The sequence below is a fragment of the Mesorhizobium sp. C268A genome, assembly GCF_040324475.1.
GTDB lineage: Bacteria > Pseudomonadota > Alphaproteobacteria > Rhizobiales > Rhizobiaceae > Mesorhizobium.
The window spans coordinates 2,482,381-2,505,021 of sequence record NZ_JAMYVX010000001.1; the positions used below are offsets into that span (position 1 = coordinate 2,482,381).

The 22,641-nt window shown below is 60.4% G+C and carries 29 protein-coding genes; 19 read left to right on the forward strand and 10 right to left on the reverse strand.

Features of this window, described 5'->3' with window-relative positions; genetic code table 11:
- Positions 1–2: 2 nt before the first annotated feature.
- The 5 genes from NKL06_RS11990 to NKL06_RS12010 all read left to right on the forward strand — a co-directional run bounded on the left by NKL06_RS11990 (position 3) and on the right by NKL06_RS12010 (position 4,410).
- Complete coding sequence (locus NKL06_RS11990; RefSeq protein ID WP_023694310.1) at positions 3–1,172, forward strand: hypothetical protein; 1,170 nt, start codon at positions 3–5, stop codon at positions 1,170–1,172.
- Positions 1,169–1,897, forward strand: a complete 729-nt coding sequence (locus tag NKL06_RS11995; RefSeq protein WP_023694309.1) for a hypothetical protein — start codon at positions 1,169–1,171, stop codon at positions 1,895–1,897. Before NKL06_RS11990 ends, NKL06_RS11995 begins: the two co-directional genes overlap by 4 nt.
- A complete protein-coding gene (locus NKL06_RS12000) occupies positions 1,891–3,675 on the forward strand; it encodes an Eco57I restriction-modification methylase domain-containing protein (RefSeq protein ID WP_023694308.1) in 1,785 nt (594 codons plus the stop codon). The genes NKL06_RS11995 and NKL06_RS12000 overlap by 7 nt, the downstream gene beginning before the upstream one ends.
- Positions 3,672–3,965: a hypothetical protein gene (locus NKL06_RS12005; RefSeq protein WP_031210708.1), complete on the forward strand. Its 294-nt coding sequence runs from the start codon at positions 3,672–3,674 to the stop codon at positions 3,963–3,965. Before NKL06_RS12000 ends, NKL06_RS12005 begins: the two co-directional genes overlap by 4 nt.
- Before the next feature lie 148 nt (positions 3,966–4,113).
- The gene (locus tag NKL06_RS12010) at positions 4,114–4,410 is read left to right on the forward strand and encodes a hypothetical protein (protein WP_156939178.1); all 297 of its coding nucleotides are present in this window, start codon (positions 4,114–4,116) and stop codon (positions 4,408–4,410) included.
- A 104-nt stretch (positions 4,411–4,514) separates the two neighbouring features.
- Here NKL06_RS12010 and NKL06_RS12015 read toward each other — a convergent pair whose 3' ends face one another.
- Positions 4,515–5,675, reverse strand: a complete 1,161-nt coding sequence (locus NKL06_RS12015) for a DNA cytosine methyltransferase (RefSeq protein WP_023694305.1) — start codon at positions 5,673–5,675, stop codon at positions 4,515–4,517.
- Between the two features lie 34 nt (positions 5,676–5,709).
- On the reverse strand, positions 5,710–6,105 hold the full coding sequence (locus tag NKL06_RS12020) for a very short patch repair endonuclease (protein ID WP_352581198.1): 396 nt from the start codon (positions 6,103–6,105) through the stop codon (positions 5,710–5,712).
- On the opposite strand from NKL06_RS12020, the gene NKL06_RS12025 reads away from it, so the two are divergent.
- A complete protein-coding gene (locus NKL06_RS12025) occupies positions 6,046–6,249 on the forward strand; it encodes a hypothetical protein (RefSeq protein WP_023694304.1) in 204 nt (67 codons plus the stop codon). The genes NKL06_RS12020 and NKL06_RS12025 overlap by 60 nt on opposite strands.
- 516 nt (positions 6,250–6,765) lie before the next feature.
- On the opposite strand, the gene NKL06_RS12030 is transcribed toward NKL06_RS12025, so the two are convergent.
- Together NKL06_RS12030 and NKL06_RS12035 are read right to left on the reverse strand one after the other, a co-directional pair.
- A complete protein-coding gene (locus NKL06_RS12030) occupies positions 6,766–7,527 on the reverse strand; it encodes a hypothetical protein (protein ID WP_156939177.1) in 762 nt (253 codons plus the stop codon).
- 161 nt (positions 7,528–7,688) lie between these two features.
- Complete coding sequence (locus NKL06_RS12035) at positions 7,689–8,321, reverse strand: hypothetical protein (protein ID WP_156939176.1); 633 nt, start codon at positions 8,319–8,321, stop codon at positions 7,689–7,691.
- Between the two features lie 408 nt (positions 8,322–8,729).
- Here NKL06_RS12035 and NKL06_RS12040 point away from each other — a divergent pair, with 408 nt between their 5' ends.
- Genes NKL06_RS12040 through NKL06_RS12050 form a run of 3 tightly spaced genes read left to right on the forward strand, consistent with a single transcriptional unit; the run spans position 8,730 to position 9,777 of the window.
- On the forward strand, positions 8,730–8,903 hold the full coding sequence (locus NKL06_RS12040; protein WP_023694301.1) for a hypothetical protein: 174 nt from the start codon (positions 8,730–8,732) through the stop codon (positions 8,901–8,903).
- Positions 8,878–9,273 carry a hypothetical protein gene (locus NKL06_RS12045; RefSeq protein ID WP_156939175.1) on the forward strand — a complete coding sequence of 132 codons (396 nt, stop codon included), beginning with the start codon at positions 8,878–8,880 and terminating at the stop codon, positions 9,271–9,273. Before NKL06_RS12040 ends, NKL06_RS12045 begins: the two co-directional genes overlap by 26 nt.
- Positions 9,274–9,282: 9 nt before the next feature.
- Complete coding sequence (locus tag NKL06_RS12050; RefSeq protein WP_023694299.1) at positions 9,283–9,777, forward strand: hypothetical protein; 495 nt, start codon at positions 9,283–9,285, stop codon at positions 9,775–9,777.
- A gap of 380 nt (positions 9,778–10,157) precedes the next feature.
- Here NKL06_RS12050 and NKL06_RS12055 read toward each other — a convergent pair whose 3' ends face one another.
- From NKL06_RS12055 to NKL06_RS12075, 5 genes are all read right to left on the reverse strand, one after another.
- Positions 10,158–10,775, reverse strand: coding sequence for a nitrogen fixation protein NifQ (locus NKL06_RS12055; RefSeq protein WP_084567745.1), 618 nt, complete (start codon positions 10,773–10,775; stop codon positions 10,158–10,160).
- A gap of 331 nt (positions 10,776–11,106) precedes the next feature.
- Positions 11,107–11,307 carry a ferredoxin gene (locus tag NKL06_RS12060; RefSeq protein ID WP_084567744.1) on the reverse strand — a complete coding sequence of 67 codons (201 nt, stop codon included), beginning with the start codon at positions 11,305–11,307 and terminating at the stop codon, positions 11,107–11,109.
- Between the two features lie 39 nt (positions 11,308–11,346).
- Positions 11,347–12,564 carry a cytochrome P450 gene (locus NKL06_RS12065; RefSeq protein WP_031210705.1) on the reverse strand — a complete coding sequence of 406 codons (1,218 nt, stop codon included), beginning with the start codon at positions 12,562–12,564 and terminating at the stop codon, positions 11,347–11,349.
- An 835-nt stretch (positions 12,565–13,399) separates the two neighbouring features.
- Positions 13,400–14,467 carry a hemin-degrading factor gene (locus tag NKL06_RS12070; RefSeq protein ID WP_031210704.1) on the reverse strand — a complete coding sequence of 356 codons (1,068 nt, stop codon included), beginning with the start codon at positions 14,465–14,467 and terminating at the stop codon, positions 13,400–13,402.
- Positions 14,468–14,497: 30 nt separating this feature from the next.
- Entirely contained in the window at positions 14,498–14,572 is a 75-nt protein-coding gene (locus NKL06_RS12075) for a hypothetical protein (protein WP_156941050.1), read from the reverse strand.
- Between NKL06_RS12075 and NKL06_RS12080 the strand changes: the two genes are divergently transcribed.
- From NKL06_RS12080 to nifW, 6 genes are all read left to right on the forward strand, one after another.
- Positions 14,543–14,932: a hypothetical protein gene (locus NKL06_RS12080; protein WP_245267180.1), complete on the forward strand. Its 390-nt coding sequence runs from the start codon at positions 14,543–14,545 to the stop codon at positions 14,930–14,932. The two genes, NKL06_RS12075 and NKL06_RS12080, sit on opposite strands and share 30 nt — an antisense overlap.
- A 205-nt stretch (positions 14,933–15,137) precedes the next feature.
- Positions 15,138–15,458, forward strand: coding sequence for a HesB/IscA family protein (locus NKL06_RS12085; RefSeq protein WP_023685013.1), 321 nt, complete (start codon positions 15,138–15,140; stop codon positions 15,456–15,458).
- Between the two features lie 178 nt (positions 15,459–15,636).
- Positions 15,637–15,864: a hypothetical protein gene (locus NKL06_RS12090; protein WP_023694294.1), complete on the forward strand. Its 228-nt coding sequence runs from the start codon at positions 15,637–15,639 to the stop codon at positions 15,862–15,864.
- 36 nt (positions 15,865–15,900) lie between these two features.
- Complete coding sequence (nifS, locus tag NKL06_RS12095) at positions 15,901–17,067, forward strand: cysteine desulfurase NifS (RefSeq protein WP_023685015.1); 1,167 nt, start codon at positions 15,901–15,903, stop codon at positions 17,065–17,067.
- Positions 17,068–17,092: 25 nt separating this feature from the next.
- Entirely contained in the window at positions 17,093–18,301 is a 1,209-nt protein-coding gene (nifV, locus tag NKL06_RS12100; protein ID WP_023727119.1) for a homocitrate synthase, read from the forward strand.
- Positions 18,298–18,678, forward strand: a complete 381-nt coding sequence (nifW, locus tag NKL06_RS12105) for a nitrogenase stabilizing/protective protein NifW (RefSeq protein ID WP_031210703.1) — start codon at positions 18,298–18,300, stop codon at positions 18,676–18,678. The genes nifV and nifW overlap by 4 nt, the downstream gene beginning before the upstream one ends.
- A gap of 52 nt (positions 18,679–18,730) precedes the next feature.
- Here nifW and NKL06_RS12110 read toward each other — a convergent pair whose 3' ends face one another.
- Positions 18,731–18,940 (reverse strand): hypothetical protein, encoded by a 210-nt coding sequence (locus NKL06_RS12110; RefSeq protein ID WP_023708822.1) that lies wholly within the window; start codon positions 18,938–18,940, stop codon positions 18,731–18,733.
- Here NKL06_RS12110 and NKL06_RS12115 point away from each other — a divergent pair.
- From NKL06_RS12115 to NKL06_RS12130, 4 genes are read left to right on the forward strand one after another with little or no spacing between them, the layout of a single operon-like run.
- A complete protein-coding gene (locus NKL06_RS12115; protein ID WP_023694291.1) occupies positions 18,864–19,715 on the forward strand; it encodes an electron transfer flavoprotein subunit beta/FixA family protein in 852 nt (283 codons plus the stop codon). The two genes, NKL06_RS12110 and NKL06_RS12115, sit on opposite strands and share 77 nt — an antisense overlap.
- A gap of 18 nt (positions 19,716–19,733) precedes the next feature.
- On the forward strand, positions 19,734–20,843 hold the full coding sequence (locus NKL06_RS12120) for an electron transfer flavoprotein subunit alpha/FixB family protein (RefSeq protein WP_023694290.1): 1,110 nt from the start codon (positions 19,734–19,736) through the stop codon (positions 20,841–20,843).
- Positions 20,844–20,853: 10 nt separating this feature from the next.
- A complete protein-coding gene (locus NKL06_RS12125; RefSeq protein ID WP_023687350.1) occupies positions 20,854–22,161 on the forward strand; it encodes an FAD-binding protein in 1,308 nt (435 codons plus the stop codon).
- Between the two features lie 11 nt (positions 22,162–22,172).
- Complete coding sequence (locus NKL06_RS12130) at positions 22,173–22,472, forward strand: ferredoxin family protein (RefSeq protein ID WP_023687351.1); 300 nt, start codon at positions 22,173–22,175, stop codon at positions 22,470–22,472.
- The last annotated feature ends 169 nt before the right edge of the window (positions 22,473–22,641 follow it).

Genomic DNA, 22,641 nt, shown 5'->3' on the forward strand with positions numbered 1-22,641 from the left:
GGATGGATCCCGACATAATTTACATCGACGACGAACCCCAGCATCTGCTGGCTTCAGCCAAGACCCATCGCGCTGGCAAGCGATTCGCCGACTACATGCCGCCCGATCTGAAGGAAGCGGCCCCCGGTGCAGCGATGGCGAACCTGTGGGTGTTCGACTTCTACAACGACGACAAGGAACTGGAGATGCCGACCCTCGAAGGCTCCTCCAGCAATGGGCTGAGTGTCTTTCAGCAGTTCCGCCTGTTGGTCGGCGATGCCCGTCCACCGGCGATGGTAGTTAGCAATCATCTTGAATCGGCGTTAGGTTCCGAAATCAACCTGGCTCGACGTCATATCCTCGCCGAGGAGTTCGGCGTCGAGTGGGTGGCTCCGAAGACCTTCGAGGGTGGCGAGGTCATTAATGAGATTCTGGCGTTGGCCGACGCCGCCGAGGCGCTGCGAGAGAATTCTGCCCCGTTGATGGATGCCAGCCCCACAGCGTACGTCGCCGAACTATGCCGGCTAGCACTGAATCTTCCGCGGAACGTGGATTGGCAACGAGCGGCAATCAGGGAAGTGGCCGGTTGGCGACCTCCGATATGGCTTGAAACCGGAGGCGATCACCGCGTTCAGGCACTCCGGGACGAACTTGCTGTTGACCCAGACATTCGCTCAGTCAGGACGGTCATTGCTTGGATGCTCAGGCAGGCGTTGCCCTATCCGAGCTTCCTGATCCGGGATCGCCATGTGGCGGTGCGCCTTGGCGTGTCGCTGAATTGTCTGAGCGCTGCTGAAAATTCCGCCACCGGGCTCTCGAAGAGACTCAAGCGTCTTCAGTACAAAGGCATCTTGTCAGAGTTTGATGGAGGACGCTGGTGGGGTGCTGGAATCGATGCCTTAGAGTGGGCGCTTCCTCGTCAGAAGGAGGAAAGGTCCGAGGCGTTAAGACAACTGTTCGCGCCCGTACCCCTCGTCGAGTTGGAATTTGCCGATCCGGTGGTGGTTTCGGACGCGGATCTGATCGAGACGGACGAAATCGCCCCAGCGGCTGAATGTGTGCGTGCGACCGACGAGCACTTTCCATCCCAAGCTGCACCGGGTTGGGTGAAGATTGCCGAGGCTAGAGTAGACAAGGCGCTGGCGCGGAAGGTCCGGCAGGAGGATCAGCGCGAACTGGTCGCTGAGGGTTGAGCGTCCTGATCGACCTGGCGGAATATCTCGGTGAAGTGGAGGCCTTCGCCGCCCTGGCCGACGATTTCGTTGATAAGCGTTCGGCCCTCCGACTGACGGACGTCGTGCGCGAGCTCAAGACGGGAATCGACCTGGGACAGCCAGAGTGGTCCTGGCAGACGCGGGAGGACATTGTATTTCGACCCAGTCGCCTTTACGACGGACCAGGACGCGTTCACGTCGACACATGGTTGAGATTGGGCTTCAAGTGCGATTTCTATCGACCGAAGTCCGTAAAGAAGGCGACGACGATTTGGGCGATCGTCGGATCGGCAACCCACGTGACGATTTCCAAAGACAATGGCAATATGCCGTGCCATTTCGACTACAAGAACAACCAGCAGTGGGGGCCACAGCTGCATTTCCAAGTGTCTGAGAATCTAGGCAATCTGCCCATCCCGAGGATCCCTAGCACGGCCTTTCTTCCCACTGACTGCGCAGATCTAGTTCTTGCAGAGTTGCACCACGAGGCATGGCGCCAGCTTCAGGCGGCTGGGTCCAGCAGTCGCCACGTCTCGGTCATTCGAGAAGCTCAGGAACACCGTACGAGAGCCTACGTCGAGAACATAGCGAGTTTTTGGCGTGGAGACACCAAATCGACTCGGGTGAGCATGTTACAAAATTATTCGGCGACCATAGCGGCTCTTCCGGACCGCCGCGGGCGAAGTGTGGCGCGCCCATGGTAGCCGCGAGACGCATCGCAGTCGGCGCGGCGCCGGTCATCTCGGATCGCGCTCGGAAGTTGGTCACAAGGGATCTCTCCGATGCTTTGCGATCTGCGGCAACCTGTCCGGTTGAAACCGAGGCGACGGTTGAGGAGGCGCGGCGAATCGCTGTCGCAGCGATCCACGAACACTGCGGCGTCTTCACCCGACCCGAGGTTGCATGCGGCATCCTTGATCTGATCGGCTGGACGGCTGACGCTGACCTCGCTGGCCGAAGGCTGCTTGAGCCGTCCTGCGGCGATGGATCGTTTTTGGTGCCCGCGGCTGAGCGACTGCTGGAGAGCGCACGTCGTCGCTGTGCGCTCCACGAAGCGGAACTGTCCGACTCTATCCTCGCTTTCGAATTCGACGCCGAGACAGCGGAGCGCGCACGAAACCGCCTGCGTGACCTGCTTGAGGCTGCTGGTCTCGCCCCAGATACCGCGGGACGCATCGCCCTTCGTTGGGTTCGCTCCGAAGACTTTTTGCTGGCGGCGGACCTTGGGACCTTCACCCACGTAGTAGGGAATCCGCCCTACATGAGGTGGTCGAAACTCCCGGCTGTGCTACGCATTGCTTATCAGGGTAAGCTGCCGTCGCACGCGGCACGCGGCGACCTTTGCCTGGCCTTCGTCTGGCGTGCCGTCGAGCTCTCCGCGCCAAACGGCGGCAGGGTGGCATTTCTCTGCGCCGATCGCTGGCTCCGCTGCGCCTACGGTGAAGCCGCTCGGGGCGAATTGGCGAAGTCAGTTCGTCTGGCGACGCATCTCGAAGTTCACAAAGTCCCCGTATTCCTCGGGACGCGAAAGGTGGGTGCCTACGCAGCCATCACGGTGTTAGATCGCAACCTAGCGGGGGGAACGACCGTCGTGGAAATTCCGTCGCTAGCGCAACTGATGCACCGCCTGGGAAATCACGCTCCGGCCCTCAAAGCCTCCTTGGGGCGCGCGCTGGGGGCACGAGGTGGGGCCGTGCTCGCGGGAGCAAGTCTTTCGGCCGTCTTCCAGAAGATCGCGGACAAGAGTGTCCGCCTTGGCGACGCCGGCGTCGAGGTGCGTTGCGGACTGGCTTTAGGGTCGGCTCCAGTCTTCATCTTCGAGAATGCCGATATCGAGGCCGATCGCCTTCTGCCTTACGTACGCACGAGAGACCTAAGCGACGATGGACGCGCGGTCCCAGCTACATATCTAGCTAACGTCTGGACGGCCGCCGGTGAACTGGTCGACCTCGCAGGCTATCCAAAGCTGAAGGCGCACCTGGAGGCGCACCGCGAGAGCCTCGAAAGCCGGGCTTGCGCGACACGGCCCGAGTACTGGTATCGGACGATCGATCGCATCGACCTTGCCCGAGTCGCCGCTCCCAAGATCCTAGTCGCTGGTATGGCCAAGATCTCGCGAGTCGCTTTGTCGCCAGGCGGCGCGCAGCCATCGAACGCGCTCTACTCTCTAACGAGCACTGATTGGCCGTTGAACGCGCTGTTTGCGCTCTTCCGGTCTGGCCTCTTGGACGTTTTTGCGGAGGTGCTCGCACCCCGATTCTCCGGTGGTTCGAAGAGATTCGACGGCAACGTGCTAGGGCAGGTTCGAATCCCGCTATGGTCGAAGGTCGATGCTGCCCTCAAGAAGTTGCTCGTCGATATGGATGTCACTACCCCGAAGCCCGCGCCGGATCTAATCGCCGACCTCTACGGCGTTCGCGGCGTCGGCTATCGTAAGGCGCTCGCGGCTGCCACCCTCCGCACGACGATGGTACCCGCATGAACGGTTTGGACATCGTCGCCCGCTCGATGAGCGTCGCAACCAGCGGGAGTCCTGGTAGAAAGCCGTTCCAGAACGGCAACACTTGGCAGTACCACCCCCGCAGTGATCGTCACTCGAAGATCGCCTGCTGGGCCCTAATGTACGATCTCCTATTGGAATCCGAACTGCTCAGACACCATGTCGCTACGGGCAAGGTGGCGATCGGCATCAATCATGAGATGCGGGATTTCGCCGCAACCGCGCCAAGAACCTCGACCTCGTCATCTGTCGAGCAGCTGGCAACGCCATAGGTATCCGCAAATCCAAGAACTTTGCGGACTTAATCGTGCCCTATACCATCGTTTGTCGGAGCGAGAGACACGGCGCCTGGCCGAGTTTCCTGTCGCGCCGCTGGCCCAGCCGGCCACGGTGCTCGTGGCTCTAGAGGCGAAAGCGTGCATGACAGAGTTCGGCAAAAGCGAGGCCGCGTCTCTACGACGAGCTCAACAGGTCTCAACTCACGATCCACGCGACACCGACGGCGCAATCGCTCCCGGCTTCGCGCTGGTTAATGCGGCCGAGAGTTTCGTCTCGCCCATCCGTAATCCATGGCCCCTCAACTCGCAACCGACGGTAGTCTCCCACCACAATCAACCTAAGGACAGGCGTTCGGTGGCGGCCAAGCTGGCCGAGTTGCCGCGCCGAGCCCGTCCCGGGGACAGCGGCTTCGACGCGTTTGCAATCGACCTGATATAGTGCGCCAACGACGGGCGGCCAGTGAAGGTCAAGCGCGGCGCGGCGGGGGAATATTGTCCAGAGATCTACGACTACGCTCAGACCATAGGCCGCCTTGCGCATCTCTATGCGACGCGCTTCTCCTCGATCTGAATGCCTTCGACGAATCGCAGATGCGCCTGCACCGCGTCGATAAAGCCGGGAGCGAACCGCAGTTTGGCTACATACGTCCGGCCCAAGAATCCGGCCGTCGCCCGCGGGCTCAGCAGAGCGCCATCGTGTCTGAGGAAATCGACCAGATTGGGCGGGCGGAGGCCGAGCGGATCGGGCCCGATGTCAACCGCGTGGCGATCGCGGCCGTCGAAACGCGCCGCACGAGGTAAGCGCGCCTGGGCCGCGAAAGATCTGTCGCGCTCGGTCTCGTGGTGGCCGGGTTGGGCCAAACGAGAACCTAACCATTTGGCGACTGGGACGCTGACGGCGCTCCCGATCAGCCCCCATCGTGCCGACGTCCGCCCGACTGTCTCGGCAGGCACGGTCCAATCTGAAGGGAAGCCTTGTAGCCGTTCGGCGTCCCGAATATCCGGCTTAATGATCCGGCCCTCTGGCAGCAAGATCGCAGGCGGCGATGGAATCCCCACTGCCGAACCGTTCTTAAGCGTCGGGATGGCGTCAGCCGCCCATCCTAACCCGCCGCGTCCTTCCGTCCAGTAGAAGCCGTGAGCGATCTGGCCAATGGCGGTGGCAGGTCTCGATAGTGGTGCAGCGTCGGCGAATAGAACGTTAGCGGGGTCTTCGGTCTTGGAAGCGACCAGAATGACGCGCTCCCGCCGTTGCGGCAGTCCAAATCCGAAGGTGTCAACCACCCGCCACGCCCAGCGATAGCCCAGCGCCTCAAGTTCGTCGACGATTCGACGCATGGCATCTCCGCGTCTAAGCTGGAGCATGAAGGGGACGTTCTCCAAGACGATCCAGCGCGGTGCAGCGTCCTTGGCGAGCCGGAACACCTCGCCCACTAGGCCGCTACGATCTCCATCGAGACCACGAGCCAAGCCTGCTTGACTGAGATCCTGGCATGGAAATCCCGCTGCGACGATCTCCACGTCGGCAGGCAAGCTCGAAATTTTGCAAACGTCGCCCTGTAGGTCCACGCCGGGCAGGCGCGCGGATAGCACTGCCCGAGCCCCCGGCAAAATCTCGCTAAGTAGCACAGTCTGATGCCCAGATTGTGCAAGGCCAATCTCCAACCCCCCTATGCCTGCAAACAGTCCTGCAACCTTCATCATGTCTCGCTTTTCGTAACCACTGAGTCGGGACTGTCTACGGGTTCTTCGGTATTGTCCAACGTCCGCGAAGGAACTTCGCCAAGAAACCTGCGAGGAATGCCTCGTTTCGTGTCTCACATTCCCAGACGATGCCCACCGCCCAGCCCAGTTCGAGGAGTTCGCTTTGGACCCGCGAGTCACGCGCTCGGTTGGCCGCTAGCTTTGCAAGCCAGTAGTCGGTTCGCGTCTTAGGCACGGTTGCAAATTTGCATCCTGGGTGGGAGTGCCAGAAACACCCGTGAACAAAGATAACCTTTCTGTGTCGCGGAAATACAAGGTCCGGCCGACCTGGGAGATCCCGTCGCTGAAGGCGAAATCGAGACCCCATTGAATGCGCAACGCGACGCACGACCATTTCTGGTTTTGTGTCACGCTGCCGCACGCGCGCCATGAGGCGGCTTCGACGCTCGTCGACCTCTGGCCAAACATGGCTCATCCTCAGGGTCCCTCCGATCAAGGTACCGCGCTGTCGGTCGCCAAAGCCACCTTGTTCAATCATTTCAGCAGTCATATTCGCCCCTCCATGCAGGAATAGAACTGAGTCGCATTGGAACCGCCAATAGGTCCGATGCCCGTGACAATCCCGCTAGCGTGCCTTCCAAATTTGATCTGATTCTCGCCAGTAACCCGAGCAGACACTTCGCTGGTTCTGGACATGTAGTCACAGACCACGCGAGCTTGCCAGAAGCAGCACAGACGGTGCTGACAATTCCGGACGTCAATCAACCACAAGAGACTTCCGGGACACACCTGAAGGCTCGCGGTGACATGCCGGACAGGGCGCGGCGGTTCCGGCGCTAGCTGAAAGCCATGATCATCCTTTCCATGATTCCGCTGATGCGCTAACGGAGCGCCTCCGGCAGCCGATAGAGCAGCCGCCTCGCCGCGGGCCATCCGGCATCGACAAACACCTCAAGGACCCTGACCAGAGAAAGCCGTCGCCCAGGGTCGTCGAATATCTCGCGATGGTCTGCAATCGCCCTGCCGATCATCTTCGCAAAAAGGTCGGCTCCGAGAGATTCAAACTGGTAGCCGTGAAGCTTGCCGGCCTTCAGAAGTGCCCGATGCGCTCGGGTTCTGCGCTCGCCGCGCCGGTGCTCGCGCCTGCAGACACCCGAGTTGCCTCCATGCGCCCGCGGTCAATCATTGAAGTGACGGTGTTGCGAAGGCACTGTTCGGCAGCGGCGCCGATTGGTCGAACACGCTTGTTCCAATACAGGTCAAGCAGCTGTACTTGAGAGCCTAGGTTTTTGAAATCTTCGGGGGTTGCTCCTGCCGTCAACAGGTCCGCCAACAGCCGTGTGTTGAACGGCATGCGTGCTAAGTCGGCGAGTTTCTGACCTCCCGTGTTCAAGGCTACACGGAGTGCGGGAAGCTGGTTCAGAAGGTCGTCGAATTCTGTGTCCGACCACTCAGCCACTTTGATATGTCGAACCGCCGGAAATTGGCGATCGACAAATCCAGGGGCAGGAGGGACCCCCCGGAACAAGGTCGCGAACTCCTGTCCAACCAGAAGGTCGAAGGTACGTATGGATGCAATCACATGCCACCGGCCTCCATCGTGTTGTGACACGTCTTGCATGACGGCCCGAAAGAGCGCTTCGCTTTTGCCGAATCGGCATGCGTCGAGCGCATCGAGCACCAGAAACGCGGGGCCTGAACCTGGCCAGTTATCAAGCACCCTGTCGATAGAGTGCTTTAGCCCAAGGACCGCCGAAAGACCCTCAAGCGTTTCAACCTGGAGGCGGTCGACTGCGAGGAGAACGACTTCGCTCCCCTGTGCTTGAAGGAGGCGCGCAGTCTCGTTGATCACGGCACTCTTTCCACTGCCCGGATCGCCCAACACGACAAACGAGCCTCCCGCGGCGGCAGCCACAGAGGCGGCCGTGCAGGCCCGCTCAATCGTGACGGTTGGCGCCCCTCATCTGGGTGCACTCGAAATCCGAGAGGGCTCCGGCTACCTTGGTGCTTCTTTCACGAAGTGTGGCAACATCGCCGTGAAAGTCTGGCGGTGCCTTTACGGCTACACCGCCCCTTGCGAGAACCCGCGCGAAAGCCCCGCACCGAGATTCCGTCGCGCATCGCCGTCCGGCGCTCGCATTCTCTTTCTAAGACGGCAAGGGCGGAAGGAGCGGTTGAGAGTGCTTCAAGAGTATTCGCCAGCCAAGCCTCGCCGGTGGAGCGATCCGGTCCCCCAAAATCAAACGGCAAGATGTGGACAAATCTTAGAATCTCGTCGGCGCTAATAAATGCAGCCTTCGCACCGCGTGCATCGATAGCGGCCGTCAGCAGTGTTCGAAGCTTGTTGAGCGTCGATTTCTGGTCGTCGTTCATTGTGTCGGTCGAGCCGGAGCGATACATATCCAGCGCTTGGGCTAGATCATTTTTGACTTTACCAGAGGTGCCTGATCCCACCGCGATGACGAGTACGTCCTGCCCACTTTTTAGCGGTCGATCCCAGCCGCGCTTGCCAGTCCCGCTAGTGGCAAGTTCCCATAGCCGAACGAATTCATCGCACGTTTTCCCGACTTCACTGGCCAGTGAGGATGAGTTGTTGAGTGAGTTCTTTGCTTGAACAAAGACCCAGCCTCCAGAATACCAACACATCGTCGACGCGCGCCTCCGTCTCGAAGCGAAGCGCCACAGGCGACGCAGCGCCGAGGCCGAGTCGACCGTCCGCTGGAATGGCCAGCTATTCCCTGCACGGCAATCAGCGAAGCCACTGAAGCCTGAAAACTCACCCCAGCGGCGGTTGCATTGCCCCCGCCTGTTGCTAGCGTCCTTTTTTTTGTTATCTTTCCTAGACCGCGTCATTACCAATCCCGTCTCAGGACAATAGCCGCTTCCTCACAATCCGTCACCCGGTGCCTCGGCCTCTCCACGTCCTTCTGAAGCAACGCCGCTTCCTGAGCCGAATAGCATGGCGATTTACCCTCGTCGCCCCGGCCGTTCTCTTGCCGCCACGTCCCACGTCTGATTAGCTTTGATTGGTTTCAGCCATTGGGAGGGCTACTGATGTCGAGCGCTTCATCTGTTGCATCGGAGATTGAACGGGTCGTTCGCAATGAACTGGATGACTGCGAGCGTGCGATTAAGAGCGACAACAAGACGCGCGCCCTGAGCGAAGTCGATGACGCGATGCGAAAGCTCAAGCGGCTAGCTGATGAAGTTCGCCGCCTTGGCCGATAATGCAGGTGGCCATCCCGCATCGCTACCGGCTGGGTGGCTTTCATTGCTTGCGGCGACAACGGCGCGGTGCTTTGCTGGGGGGCTGAATTTGGTCGAGACATTAGCAACCTGGGCCGCAGCGGCGAGTGCTTGCGTATCTGCCTGGTATTGGCTTAGGGCAAGTCGAGAATCTGTTCCGGCACCGGCTAACACCGCCGGAATGGGCGCCCTTTTCGGCGGCTACATAATCACCAGGATTGACGGTGAGCGGGTCGACTTCCACGCGACATTCGCGTTGCAATCGCGGCTCAATTCGAATGCTGCCCGTACTGCCGCATCAACCGCCGGATTTACCGCGATTTCGCTGGTTGCCAAGGCTCTTGGTTTGTGAAGGACGTGCATGGCAGTAATCAATCTCGCGTCCGAACAGCAATACTACGCTACGATGAGCGGGGATGACGCCTTCACCGTGATTATACGCGGTGTCGCGTACCTCGATTTTGAGCTCGATAAGCTGCTCGGGCTCTGCGTGAAGGTGCCAAGCGAGTTAAAGGCGATGAACCTCGACTTCGCCAAGCGTTGCGCGTTGGCTTTCGCCCTCGGGCTGGATGGAGAGATCAAACCAGCGTTGAGTGCGGTGGGCAATTTACGAAATAAACTCGCGCACCAGCCCGAAAGACATCTAACCCCAGAGGATGCAAAGAACTTATATAGCGTGCTATCGCCTAGGGAACGGCAGAACATTCCGGCGTTCCTCGACAAAATGTCGAGATCGCCAAAGGTGACGTTCCGGGAACTAAGCGCAATGGACAAATACGTTCTAATGCTGGTTTTGCTGCGATCCATAGTGGTGGCCGCTCAGCACAACATTGAAAACGCTCTCAACGCTCGGTGAGGCGGGGTCGATTCGCCAAGGTTCGCCATCCTGGCCTGCTGGTGCACGACAACATCTTCGACCTGGACGACGACGCTCTGGGGAATCATCGGCAACTGATTGGAGGCGGGAGTTGGGACAGTGGCGTATCAATCTGTTCACGCGGCGGATACGCTATAGGAGCCGTCCCGGCGACAAGATTAGGTTCGAGGGCGAGGTCGTCCAAGTCGATGAGGATCTAGATCCTGCACCGCCATGATGACAGCGCCCGCCGAAGCGAGCATGGCGAGTATCGGACAGCAGGCACAGCATTTCAATCCCCAAAGGCGTCAGTCGACATTCGACAAGAGACATATGGCGCGGCGCGAGCGCTGCGGCTGTACGACTGACGCAAGCGGCTCTCAATCCTGGGCGTTGTCCTTGGTCCGTGTGAGGCGGCTTTCGCCTTCCTCCGGGCCGAAGCAGCTTTCGAAATCATTGCAGTCCCGGCAACTGGGGGAGCTGCACAGCGAAAAGCCTTCGGCCTCGCAGAGCTTGCGATAAAAGTATTTTTTCCATTTCATGTTATGGGTGTTGCCGGCCGCCAGCGTCGGAAAATGCCAGGCGAGCAGGCGGCCGAGGTCGGTTCGATTGAAAAGGCCAAGGTCCTGCCAGAGGTGGTCATTGCGCATGGCACGCCGGGCGATGATCTTGGCGAAGCGGGCGCTCGCCGGGTCGCCATGTCGGGCATGCGCCAGCAGCAGTCCATTCAGAAGTTCTTCTTCCAGATCCGGCTCGGGCTCGCTCACCTCTTTCAAGGCAAACGCGTTGATAGGAAAAGCAGGGAAACAGCGGACCAGGACATCGCGCAGCTCGGCGCGCGAAAGTCCGGTTGCCTCCGTCGCCGTTGCCTCGCCGGCCTCGATCTCCTCGAGCGCACGTGAAAGCACACAGGCAAGCACATGCTGGTCGAACCTCCTCTCCAGCTCAATGTGCGGCCATTGGCCGGTGCTGAGCCGGGCATAATGTTGGGCAAATATGGTGCGTTCTCCTGGTTTCGTCCTATCAATTCTGCAGAGACCCGGCCTGCCGCAACATGGGTCGGGCAGTTCTTCGGGTGTACGCAGTCGCGGATCGCCTCGCGGTCGAGTAGTTCGGCAATTCTCGTCTGGTCCACTCGGCTCTGTCGTAAATTCTGCGATTGGAAGGAGGCGTTTCGCGAACCGCGGGGCCCTGCCGTTTGCGCCTCACGGGGAACACAGGCGCCGGAAATGCCCCTGCAGAGTTGGACGTGAACCGTGCGGGACAGAGGTCGCGTGCTGAGTGCGGCCACATGGTTCAAGCCCGCCAGACTCTCGGTTGAATGAGTCCTCAAAGCGCGCAGCGGGTGAGTTCCAGCGCACGTTCAGGACAGGATCGCACGCCTCGTGATGCAGGCAGTTCATCCCCTTCCGCAACTTCAATGTCACCAAGCAGGATGTAACCGTCATCATCGAGTTTGAAGATGTCAGGCGCTTGCGCCGCGCATCGCGCGTGGCCCTGGCATTTGGCCTTTTGGACGATGATGCGCATGGCACTGCCTCCATTGTTTGTGCCCGGCTCGGGGCGGGCCTAAGACCAGTCCAGGATCAAATTTTCGATCCCGAACACATGGCCGCCAGAAGTTATCGGCGCCGTACCCTGCTTGATCCTGAAAGCCGGGATGCGCGCCAGCCACTCCTCCAGGCCAATGACAATCTCCCGCCGGGCAAGGTGTGAGCCAAGGCAACGGTGGGGACCATAGCCAAACGCTGCGTGGCGGTTGTCCTCCCGCTCCAAATCAATCGTGTTGGGGCATGCGAATTCCGCCGGGTCACGATTGGCAATCATAGTGGCGCAGGAAACATAGTCCCCCTTCCGGATCGGCGCGCCTTCGAAGTCGATATCTTTCGTGGCCACGCGGATCAACTGAATGGGCGGATAGGCCCGCAGCAATTCTTCGGTTGCGAGCGGGATGCGGTCCGGTTCGCTCCGCAGCAATTGCTGATCTTTGAGGTTGCGTGCGAGGTACGCCAAGTCAAAGCCTATAGCTGCTGCGACCGTGTCGAGCCCAGCGACGAAGACAAGCACGCCGATGCCGCGGACTTGGGTGTCCGTCAGCCGGCGGCCCTCGACCTGTGCCTGCACGATAAAGGTCATGAAATCGTCAACCGCCTCATCGCGGCGCATGGCTGCAAGTTCGTCGATGAATGCCACGATCGTCCGGGCAGCCACAGGTCGTTCCTTATCGTCGCCGTGGAGCAGATCTTTCCCCCAGCCGACGAATGTATCGAGTCGGTCATCAGGCAACCCCAGAAAGCGAAGAAAGGTGCTCACCGCGAAAGGAAATGCAAAATCCTTCATCACGTCGCAGCTTGTGCCCGACGCGGCGATCCTTTCGATCAGCTCGACCGCCCGTTCGCGGACAGCCGGTTCCAAAGCCAACACCCGCTTTGGCGAAAGCAGCGGATTGAGCAGTGAGCGAAAGACGCCATGGGCCGGTGGATCGAGCTCAAGCGGGATCGTGGGCCAGTTTTCACCCAGTATGGAGGAGAAGATGCTGCGATGGCTGGAAAAAGTCTCTGCGTCCTGCAGCACCCTCCGCTGGTCCGCGGCACGGGTGATGACCCAGGTACCCCGGCCATCTTGCGTGTTGTAGCGGGAGTAAAAGATCGGAGGCCCGTCATGTACGCAAGCGACAGCTGCGTGTGGATCCCCGTTGGGTGTTGGTGGCATCCCTGGTGATGTAAACAGGCTGAAGTCCCTCACCATTTCGGGCGGGACATGATCTGGAACGGGGTTGGTTGCCATTTTGCTTTCTCTACATTGGCGTTCATGGCTCGATCGAGATTGCACCGCTGTTCATTAGTCGATATCCAGCATGGGTGCGTCTCGTGTCGGGCGCCTTCGAGATTCTGTCGCCCGATCAGCCCACTGCCAGCGCGGATGAGGTCGGTTGCGAAGTCAATCAAAAGGCATCTCCGCCGCGCTGCGGTCATGAAGCAAAGCCGCCGCTTACCCCCGATAGGGTTGAGAGGTGGTCAATCACCGCTGAGCTCCGTGACGCACTGCTGACGCCCCGCTGACCAAATTATCGAAGCAAGTCGCGTGCCGGAAAGGCGTACCGCTAGCCTGCGCCAAGCGACGCCAGCCAGCACTGGGCCCGCCGCCACTAAGTTGATGATCACCTGTCCACCATTCTCAGGACAACGTCCGACAACCGACATCCACGGTCGGTTTCGAGTCCGCGACATCGGCCTGTTCGGCCTGGCTGCTGCTGCACTGCCTTCCGGTGACGGGCGAGAAGATCGCTCGCACGGCCTGGATTGAGCAACGACGCAATCCAGTGCACGGTTCGGGTGCGGTCCGATAAGACCCGGCGCTTCCGCTTCGGTTCGGCGCTGATGGCATATGCGTTGTTGTAGCCGCTGCAAGGATTTCCGTCAGACGGCGATGCAGTCGTGCGCACCGGTCCGGACGACGACGAGCCTGCCTGTATCGACGCGGTCAATTCCGGCGCGCGTGCGTATGCGCTACGACGGCAAGCACTATCGCACATGGACCTAAATTTCCTCGCGAGCCGCTGTCGGAACGTGGTGCCGAGTCCTATAGCGGCCGGTTCAATCCGAGGGCCTGTCGGCACACCCTATACATCCCTGTCGCTCGGACCGGGAATGCGTGGCAGACTCTCGGCCAGAAACCGCCAGTCGCTGCGCTCGCGTTCGCCTTCCTTGCGCGTGCCGAAGAACTGGATGATCATCTTGCCGTCGGCGCCATAGGCTTCAATGGACGTGACGTGACCGTCCCTCGTCGGCTTGCGCACGGCCCAGACCTCGCGGATGTGATGGGTCCTCAGATGCAGATGGAAGGTCTCGTCGAGCACATTGATCCGCGGCCCGATCTGCTTGACCGACTTGATCGGGCCGGAATGGATCTGGATGCAACCACGATTGCCGACAAAGCACATGATAGGCATCTCGTCTTCGGCCGCCTGTTGGAACAGGGCGCCAACGGCATCATTGTCGAGCAGCCAAGCGTAATCTTCGTCGGCCATACGCATTGCCTGGCAGCGGCTGAGCTTCAGTGTCTTCAACATATGGTAGAACTGATGCACGTCGCTCAGCCGGCTCCAGTGCTCGCGTAGGTCGTCGGCCGTGGCGGCTTGGTCTGGACTCACTGCGTTATCGCGCGCACCGCCCGCTTCGACCGATATGATCGGCTCCTGGTCGTAGGATACGAGCTCTGCCGTCAGATCCTGATAGGCGTGCAGGTTCGAGGCGGGCCTGAGATGTACTTTGTGCATCGCCTCACCGGCGGCATCAAAGAATTGCAGGCTGCGGCGGATCTCGGCTCCCTCGCGCTTCTCGACGGCGAAGCCATACGCCCACGCTTCCGGGAAGATGCGCAGGTCGATGTCGTCGCCGAGCACCATGGCATGCTGGTTGCCGGTGACCACTTTGTCGTAGACGCCGATCTTTTGGTGCACGGCACTTTCGTTGCGGGTGAGCGCCATCACCTCGCCGACCGCTTCGAGGCCCGTCAGCAGATCATCGACGCGCGGCTCGATGCGCACCGCGCCGTGACCACAATGCGCCGCGACCAATTCGGCTTCCGAAATGCCCAATCGAGCGGCGAGATCATGCTCCCGGATTTTCGGATTGTCTTTGCACGCCCGCCGTATTTCGTCGGGCGACGGTTTCTCGCGTTGGTCCATGCTTACCCCTGTTTCTACGACGTGTGAGGATCATCTGCCCTGCCCGGGAATCTTCAGCCGATAAGGCGCGCCGAAATGCTCGATCCTGATCTGCTGCTGGCCCATGAACAAGGTGTCGCTGGACAGCGTGCGCACGGCGTCGCACCGATGCGAAAACCGGCGAGCAGCCATATGCCGATGGCATCCCATCGAGCCGGTCGGCGGCTACTGGGCGGTGGTGAGCCAGTATGGATGTTGTCGCAATCGGCCAAGCGGGCATTCGGATGCCACGAGCGGCGCTGCTTTGCCAACAACGCGTATCTGACCACCGTCCTGACATGTTACTCCCTTGCTTCGCCCATCCATCGCGATGGCACCCACGGCATGGTTGTGGATCGGCATGCTCTTGCCGTCTCGCCAAACGGAGCTTCAAAAACCGTGCCAATTGCGCCGAGGCAAGCTCAGAAGAAGTTCTGTCCTTGGTGATGTGAGTTCACCCAAGAACTCAGGCCAACATCCCTCGTGCCGGACCCGACAAACCCGACAGCACGTGTCGATTGGCCGACACCTTATCAGCAATCAAGAGGCACCAGTGCGAGAGATGCCGCGCTGTGTTGAAACGTTTTTTGGCTTTGGCACGGTGCATGCAACGTGATGGGCAAGCAGGTCGCGGACTGAGGAGAATGGAGCCATGATTACGCTCACCGACAACGCTGTTGCCGCCTTCAAGACTGCTCTTTGCCGTGCCAGCGAGCCGGCGGACGGCTTTCGCATTATGGTCGAGGCCGGCGGCTGCGCAGGCTTCAAATACTTAATGGGCCTGGAGAGCGTGTCGCGCGAGGGCGACGCGATCACTGACACAGATGGGGTCAAGCTGTTCGTGGACGCGGGCTCCCAACCCCATGTAGCCGGCATGACCGTCGACTTCCTCACCGGGCTCCAATCTTCCGGTTTTGTCTTCGATAACCCCAATGCGCGCGAAAAGTGCGGCTGCGGCAAGTCCTTCAGTTAAACGCCCGAAGCGCCTGTGCGGCCGACAGAGTGATTTTGCGGCAGAGGAGACTTATATGGCCGGCACAACAGATGTCCCCGTCCTAAAAAACAAGACAAGGTCAAAGCCGATCTCGGGACCGCCATTCGCTCCCAGTAGGATTCAAAGAACGTCGCCTCCCGAAGCAGCTCGGTTCCTGGTGGCACCCGAGCTGCTTGCGGACAAATCGCGCCGCTGCGCCAAATTCGGCTCATCGGTAGCGTTATCGCGTTCGGGCGTCCTTACCTGCGGGCTGACCTACGGCCACTGCGAACATGTCCATATCGACGGAGATCCGGTTTACGTCAAACACTCCGGGCGCCTGCGCGCGCTGCCAGTTCAAATGGTCATCAACGGCATGCGCCAGAGGCTCAACGAGTCGGTCTAGCGCTCGCGTCATTCTGTTTAACTGAGGATCGCACCTATGAAGCCTGTCTACCTCGACAACAACGCAACCACACGGGTCGATCCTGAGGTCGTGCAAGCGATGTTGCCGTTCTTTAGGGATCAATTCGGCAACCCTTCGTCGGCACACGCTCTTGGCGCCTCAGTCAGTGCGGCGGTGAGAAAGGCGCGGAGGCAGTTGCAAGCTCTGATCGGCGCGGAGTTCGAGGATGAGATCACTTTCACCTCGGGTGGGACAGAAAGCGACAATGCAGCGCTTCTTTCAGCGCTCGAGGCGGCGCCCAACCGAACCGAGATCGTGACGTCCGCGGTCGAGCATCCCGCCGTGCTGACGCTCTGCGCGCATCTTGAGAAGACCCGCCGCCTCAAGGTGCACAGGATCCCGGTGGATTGCCGTGGTCGGCTCGATCTCGACGCCTATATGGCCGCCCTCACCCCACAGGTTGCAATCGTGTCAATAATGTGGGCGAACAACGAGACTGGTGTGATCTTCCCCGTGGCAAGGCTTTCCGAGTTGGCCAAGGAAGTGGGCGCCCTATTCCATACCGATGCTGTGCAGGCGGTCGGCAAGCTTCCGATGGACCTGAAGTCGACCGCAATCGACATGCTGTCGCTCTCCGGCCACAAGCTGCACGGGCCGAAAGGGATCGGTGCGCTTTTCGTAAAACGTGGCGTCGATTTCCATTCGCTGATCAAGGGGGGTCACCAAGAGCACAACCGGCGTGCTGGCACCGAGAATACGCCCGGCATAGCCGGGCTCGGCACGGCGGCCGAACTCGCCTTGAAATTCATGGACGACGAGACCACACGGGTAAAGTCGCTCCGCGATCGCCTGGAGGGCGGGATCCTCCAGCGCATCCCAAGCACCTGTGTCACTGGTGATCCCTTGCAACGGTTGCCCAACACCGCAAACATCTCCTTCGAACATGTCGAAAGTGATGGAATTCCACTTCTCCTCAGCCGCATTGGCATCGCGTGTTCCTCTGGCTCGGCCTGCACCTCCGGCTCTCTGGAACCAAGCCATGTCCTAAGCGCGATGAAAACGCCACACGCGGCAGTCCGCTTCTCCTTGGCGCGGGACAACAGCGAAGAGGACATCGACCGGGTGCTCGAGGTCATGCCGGGAATCGTGGGGAAGCTGCGCAGCTTTTCCGGTTCTGGGCCGGGTAGTCCGGTCTATGCGTGAGCCGCAGAAGAACAGGCTGCCTGTCATGACCGGTCATGTCTCCCTCAACGATACGACCTTGCGCGATGGCGAGCAGGCGCCGGGCGTCGCCTTCACCACGACGGAAAAGCTGGAGATCGCTGAGTCTCTTGCGGCGGCTGGCGTGACAGAGATCGAGATCGGCACGCCGGTCATGGGCGTCGACGAGATGGAAACAATTCGCGCCGTGGTAGCGCGGCGTCTTCCGGTTCGGCTCATGGCCTGGTGCCGGATGACGTCGTTGGATCTCGATGCAGCGATCGAGAGCGGCGTCCAAGCGGTCAATTTGTCGCTGCCTGCGTCGGACATCCAACTTGCCGCCAAGCTCGGCCTCGACAAGGCGGGAGCGCTCCAGGTCATCGATCATATGGTCAGGCGCGCCGCCGATGCCGGCTTCTTCGTCGCGGTGGGCTGCGAGGATGCCTCGCGGGCCAATCGGGATCATCTCGCCCGCGTCATCGAGACGGCCGCACGCGCCGGCGCAAGCCGCGTGAGGCTGGCCGACACAGTCGGTGTTCTCGACCCGTTTTCGACCTTCGAACTTGTCGCCCAGCTCGTGGTGCAGTCTCCAATCGACCTTGAATTTCATGCGCACAACGATCTCGGACTTGCTGGCGCCAACACGCTGGCGGCGATCCGCGCAGGCGCGCGCCATGCCTCCGTCACCGTCCTGGGGCTCGGCGAGCGTGCGGGCAATGCCGCGCTGGAGGAGGTGGCCGCCGCAATGGCAGTCTTCGACGGCGCAGACACCGGCATTGAGCTGACCGCATTGCCCGGCCTCGCCGCCCAGGTGGCTTGGGCCGCCCGCCGGCAGACCGCAGCCACTAAGCCGGTCGTCGGCGCCGATGTTTTCACCCACGAATCCGGCATTCACGTCGCAGGGCTGCTGAAGGACTCGCGTACTTATCAGGGGCTCGATCCGACTCTCGTGGGCCGCTGCCGGCGGATCGTCATCGGCAAGCATTCCGGCGCCACTGCGATTGCCCATGTGCTGAGCGAAAGCGGTCGCGATCTCGACCCGGATCTGGCAGCCGCGATGGTGGCCCGCGTCCGACGCGAGGCGGCCGAGACCAAATCGACCGTCACTGCAACTCGACTGGTCGAGCTCTACGATGGAATGTGCAGCGAGGCATCCCTCATCGAGCTGTGCGGGTCCAAGTCAGCCGTGCGCGAGCGCACAGAGGCCACAGTTTTGCGACCAGGAAGAATGCAATGAATTGTTCCGCTGACAGCCGCCCCATGGATGTCACCGACATCCTCGCACGACTGAAGCGCTTGTCGGCTGCAGAGGAATTCTTCTCAGTCCTAGGCGTCGCCTATGACCCGAAGGTACTGAATGTCTCGCGGCTCCATATCATGAAGCGTGTGGGCCAATACCTCGCCGAAGAAGATTTCTCCGGTCTGCCCGACCAGGTGATTGCCGCGAGGGTGCGCGCGACGCTCGAACGAGCTTACGAGGACTTTGCGATTTCCTCGCCGCTCACGCATCGGATTTTCAAGGTGCTCAAGGACCACGATCCGGACAAACCTGCCGCGCCGGGTCACACCTTTGTTCCGTTCGACTCGGTACTGAAGCGGTTCGGACGGGAATGATCGGCGACAAGCGTGCGACGCGACAATGTCGAGCAGCCGCCAAATGCGGTCATCACCACAGCGCCGTCAGAAGCAACCAGCCGAAGTTGTAGGAAAGGGGGAGCGCAAGAGACTTGGCACGAATAATGCGGACAAAGGAGATAACCGCAATGCCGGACCCGGACAGGAGCCTAGAGAAACCGCCAATGCACATCGTAATCTGCATCAAGCAGGTGCCGGACTCGGCACAGATAAGGGTCCATCCGGTCACGAACACGATCATGCGCCAGGGTGTTCCGACCATCATCAACCCTTACGACCTGTTCGCCCTCGAAGAAGCGCTCAGACTGCGCGACGCACATGGCGGCGAAGTCACTGTGCTCACCATGGGTCCGCCCATGGCAGAGGACGCGCTGCGCAAGGCGCTCGGTTACGGCGCCGACCGTGCGGTGCTCTTGACCGACCGCTATTTTGCCGGCTCCGACACGCTGGCAACCTCGTTCGCCCTTTCCCAGGCAATCGCGAAGATTGGCGAGACGTTCGGCACGCCAGACCTCGTCTTCACCGGCAAGCAGACGATCGATGGCGACACCGCCCAGGTCGGGCCCGGCATCGCCAAGCGCCTCGGACTCCTGCAACTGACCTATGTCGCGAAGATCCCTTTTGTCGACCTTGCTGCACGCGAGATCAAGGTCGAGCGCCGTTCCGAAGGCGGCACACAGATGCTGAAGAGCAGGCTCCCTTGCCTCATCACCATGCTGGAAGGCACAAACGAGATCCGCCGGGGCTCGATCCAGGACGCCTTGTGCGCCGCGCGCAGCCAGGTCTTGAAATGGAGCGCGGCCGACGCCGGCATTGAGGATCTCACCAAATGCGGCCTGCGCGGTTCACCGACGGTCGTCAAACGTGTTTTCGCCCCTCCTGCTCGAGCTGAAAAGGCGGCACAAATCGACACCGCCGAGAAGGCCTTGCGCGATGTCGCTGACGAACTCATCACCGCAATCTTCACCCGCCAGCCGGCGCTGGAACATGAGCTCGCCTTTAACGGCGGCGCGTGACGGCAAGGAGCAAAAACGATGTCGACCGCGAACGGAGAAACCCCTCGCCCTGCCGCCGGCCGCGCCGGCATAAAGAAGGAGTTGCCCGCCCATTTCAAGGACTACCGGCACGTTTGGGTTTTCATCGAGCTCGAACGTGGCGAGGTCCATCCGGTATCGTTCGAACTGCTCGGCGAAGGCCGCAACTTAGCAGACAAGCTTCAGGTCCAGCTTGCAGGTGTCGTGCTTGGACCGCCGGGAGAGGCCGTGGGGAACGCCGTTGCCGAAGCATTCGCGTATGGCGCTGACCTTGTCTACATCGCCGAGGCGCCCGTGCTCGCCGACTATCGGAATGAACCTTTCACCAAGGCGTTGACGGATCTGGTCGATACCCACAAACCCGAAATCCTTCTTCTCGGTGCCACCACACTGGGCAGGGATCTTGCCGGCTCCGTGGCGACGACCTTGCAGACGGGGCTCACGGCCGACTGCACCGAACTCGATGTAGATACCGACAGTTCGCTCGCCGCCACGCGTCCGACTTTCGGCGGTTCCTTGTTGTGCACGATCTATACGCTCAATTTCCGCCCGCAGATGGCGACCGTGCGGCCGAGGGTCATGCCCATGCCGCAGCGGACGGATAAACCGGTCGGGCGTGTCATCCGGCACAAGCTTTCGCTTGCCGAGGACGAGATCGCTACCAAAGTCCTCGGCTTCCTGCCGGACAATCAGTCGGCGAAGGCAAACCTTGCCTATGCCGACGTCGTGGTTGCGGGAGGCCTTGGTCTTGGCGCGGCGGAGAACCTGCAGCTTGTGAAGAACCTCGCACGAGCAATCGGCGCCGAGCACGGCTGTTCGCGTCCGTTAGTCCAGAAGAGCTGGATGCCAGCTGATCGGCAGATCGGCCAAACTGGCAAGACGATCCGGCCGAAGCTTTACATAGCGGCCGGGATTTCCGGCGCCGTCCAGCATCGGGTTGGCGTGGAGGGGGCGGATCTCATCGTGGCCATCAACACCGACCCGAACGCGCCGATTTTCGATTTCGCTCACCTCGGAATCGTCACCGACGCGATCCGCTTCCTGCCCGCACTGACGGAAGCCTTCACCCGGCGGCTGTCGCCCCACAGTCGCGATAAGCTTTCGAGCTAAGGGGATGGACATGATCGAGGAAAACTTCGACGCCATTGTTGTTGGGGCAGGCATGTCCGGAAACGCAGCTGCTTACACCATGGCCAGCCATGGCCTGAAGGTGCTGCAGTTGGAGCGGGGTGAATACCCGGGCTCCAAGAATGTCCAGGGTGCCATCATGTACGCGAACATGCTGGAGAAGATCATCCCGGATTTCCGGGATGATGCGCCTCTCGAGCGGCATTTGGTTGAACAGCGGCTTTGGGTGATGGACGACACATCCCATACCGGGATTCACTATAGGTCGGACGACTTCAATGAGGCGAAGCCCAACCGATACACGATCATCCGTGCCCAGTTCGATAAATGGTTTTCGCGTAAGGTGCGCGCGGCCGGCGCGACCGTTCTGTGCGAGACGACCGTGACGGAACTCATCCGTGATGCCAAGGACAGGGTGATCGGCGTCCGCACAGACCGGGCGGGCGGGGCCATCTACGCGGACGTGGTCGTTCTCGCAGAAGGTGTCTGCGGACTGCTTGGCACTCGAGCCGGCCTGCGCGAGATGCCAAAGCCGCAAACCGTGGCCCTCGCCGTCAAGGAAATGCATTTCTTGCCCGAAGAGGTCATTGAGCAGCGGTTCGGCGTAAAGGGCGATGAGGGCTGCGTGATCGAGGCGGTGGGCACGACCTCCCGCAGCATGGCCGGGCTCGGCTTCCTCTATACCAACAAGGAGTCCATCTCACTGGGCATTGGCTGCCTCGTCTCCGATTTTGCCGCGATGGTCGAGAGCCCCTACGTTCTCCTTGATGCCTTGAAGAGCCATCCTTCGATCCGGCCGCTGATCGCCGGCTCGGAAGTGAAAGAATATTCCGCACACCTCATTCCCGAAGGCGGCTACAAGGCTATTCCGCAGCTCTTTGGCGATGGTTGGGTCGTGGTCGGCGATGCCGCGCAACTGAACAACGCGATTCACCGCGAGGGTTCGAACCTCGCCATGACCTCCGGCCGCATTGCGGCTGAGGCAATCGTCGAGGTCAAGAGCCGCAACGGTCCGATGAACAAACGGAATCTCGCCCTTTACAAAGCCATGCTGGACAAGTCCTTCGTGGTCAAGGACCTGAGGAAATACAAAGACATGCCGGCCTTGCTCCACACCAATTCCAGCAATTATTTCACGACTTATCCGCGGTTGATGTCGCAAGCTGCGCAGAACTTCATGCGTGTCGACGGCACGCCGAAGATCGAGAAGGAAAAGGCGACCACGGCGGCCTTCATCAAGGCGCGCTCGCGCTGGGGGCTGGTCAGCGACGCGGTCCGCCTTGCATTGGCGTGGCGCTGAGGGGAGACGATATGACCAGCGCAGCGACGAAGTCACGTGTCGAGGACAAGCTTTACCAGAACCGCTACTTGGTGGATTCCGGCCGCCCGCACATCAAAGTGCGACCGCACCAGAAGCCGAGCGCGAATTTGCTCGCGCTGACCCACGTCTGCCCGGCGAAATGTTATGAGTTGAACGACAAGGGTCAAGTGGAGATCACTGCCGACGGCTGCATGGAGTGCGGCACCTGCCGGATTTTGTGCGAGACGAGTGGTGAGATCGAGTGGAACTATCCACGCGGCGGTTTCGGAATCCTCTTTAAATTCGGATGACCGGCGCACGCACACTTAAGGCGGCGATCATCCAGTACAGCTGAGTCTCGGCCATGCCATTTTTTGCTTTAATCGCCAATAAATGAAGAGAAATTGCACGAATACTGTTCTTGCATAATTCAGCCTCAGGTAAAAAATGCAGGTTCACTCTGGACGACAACCGCTGAAG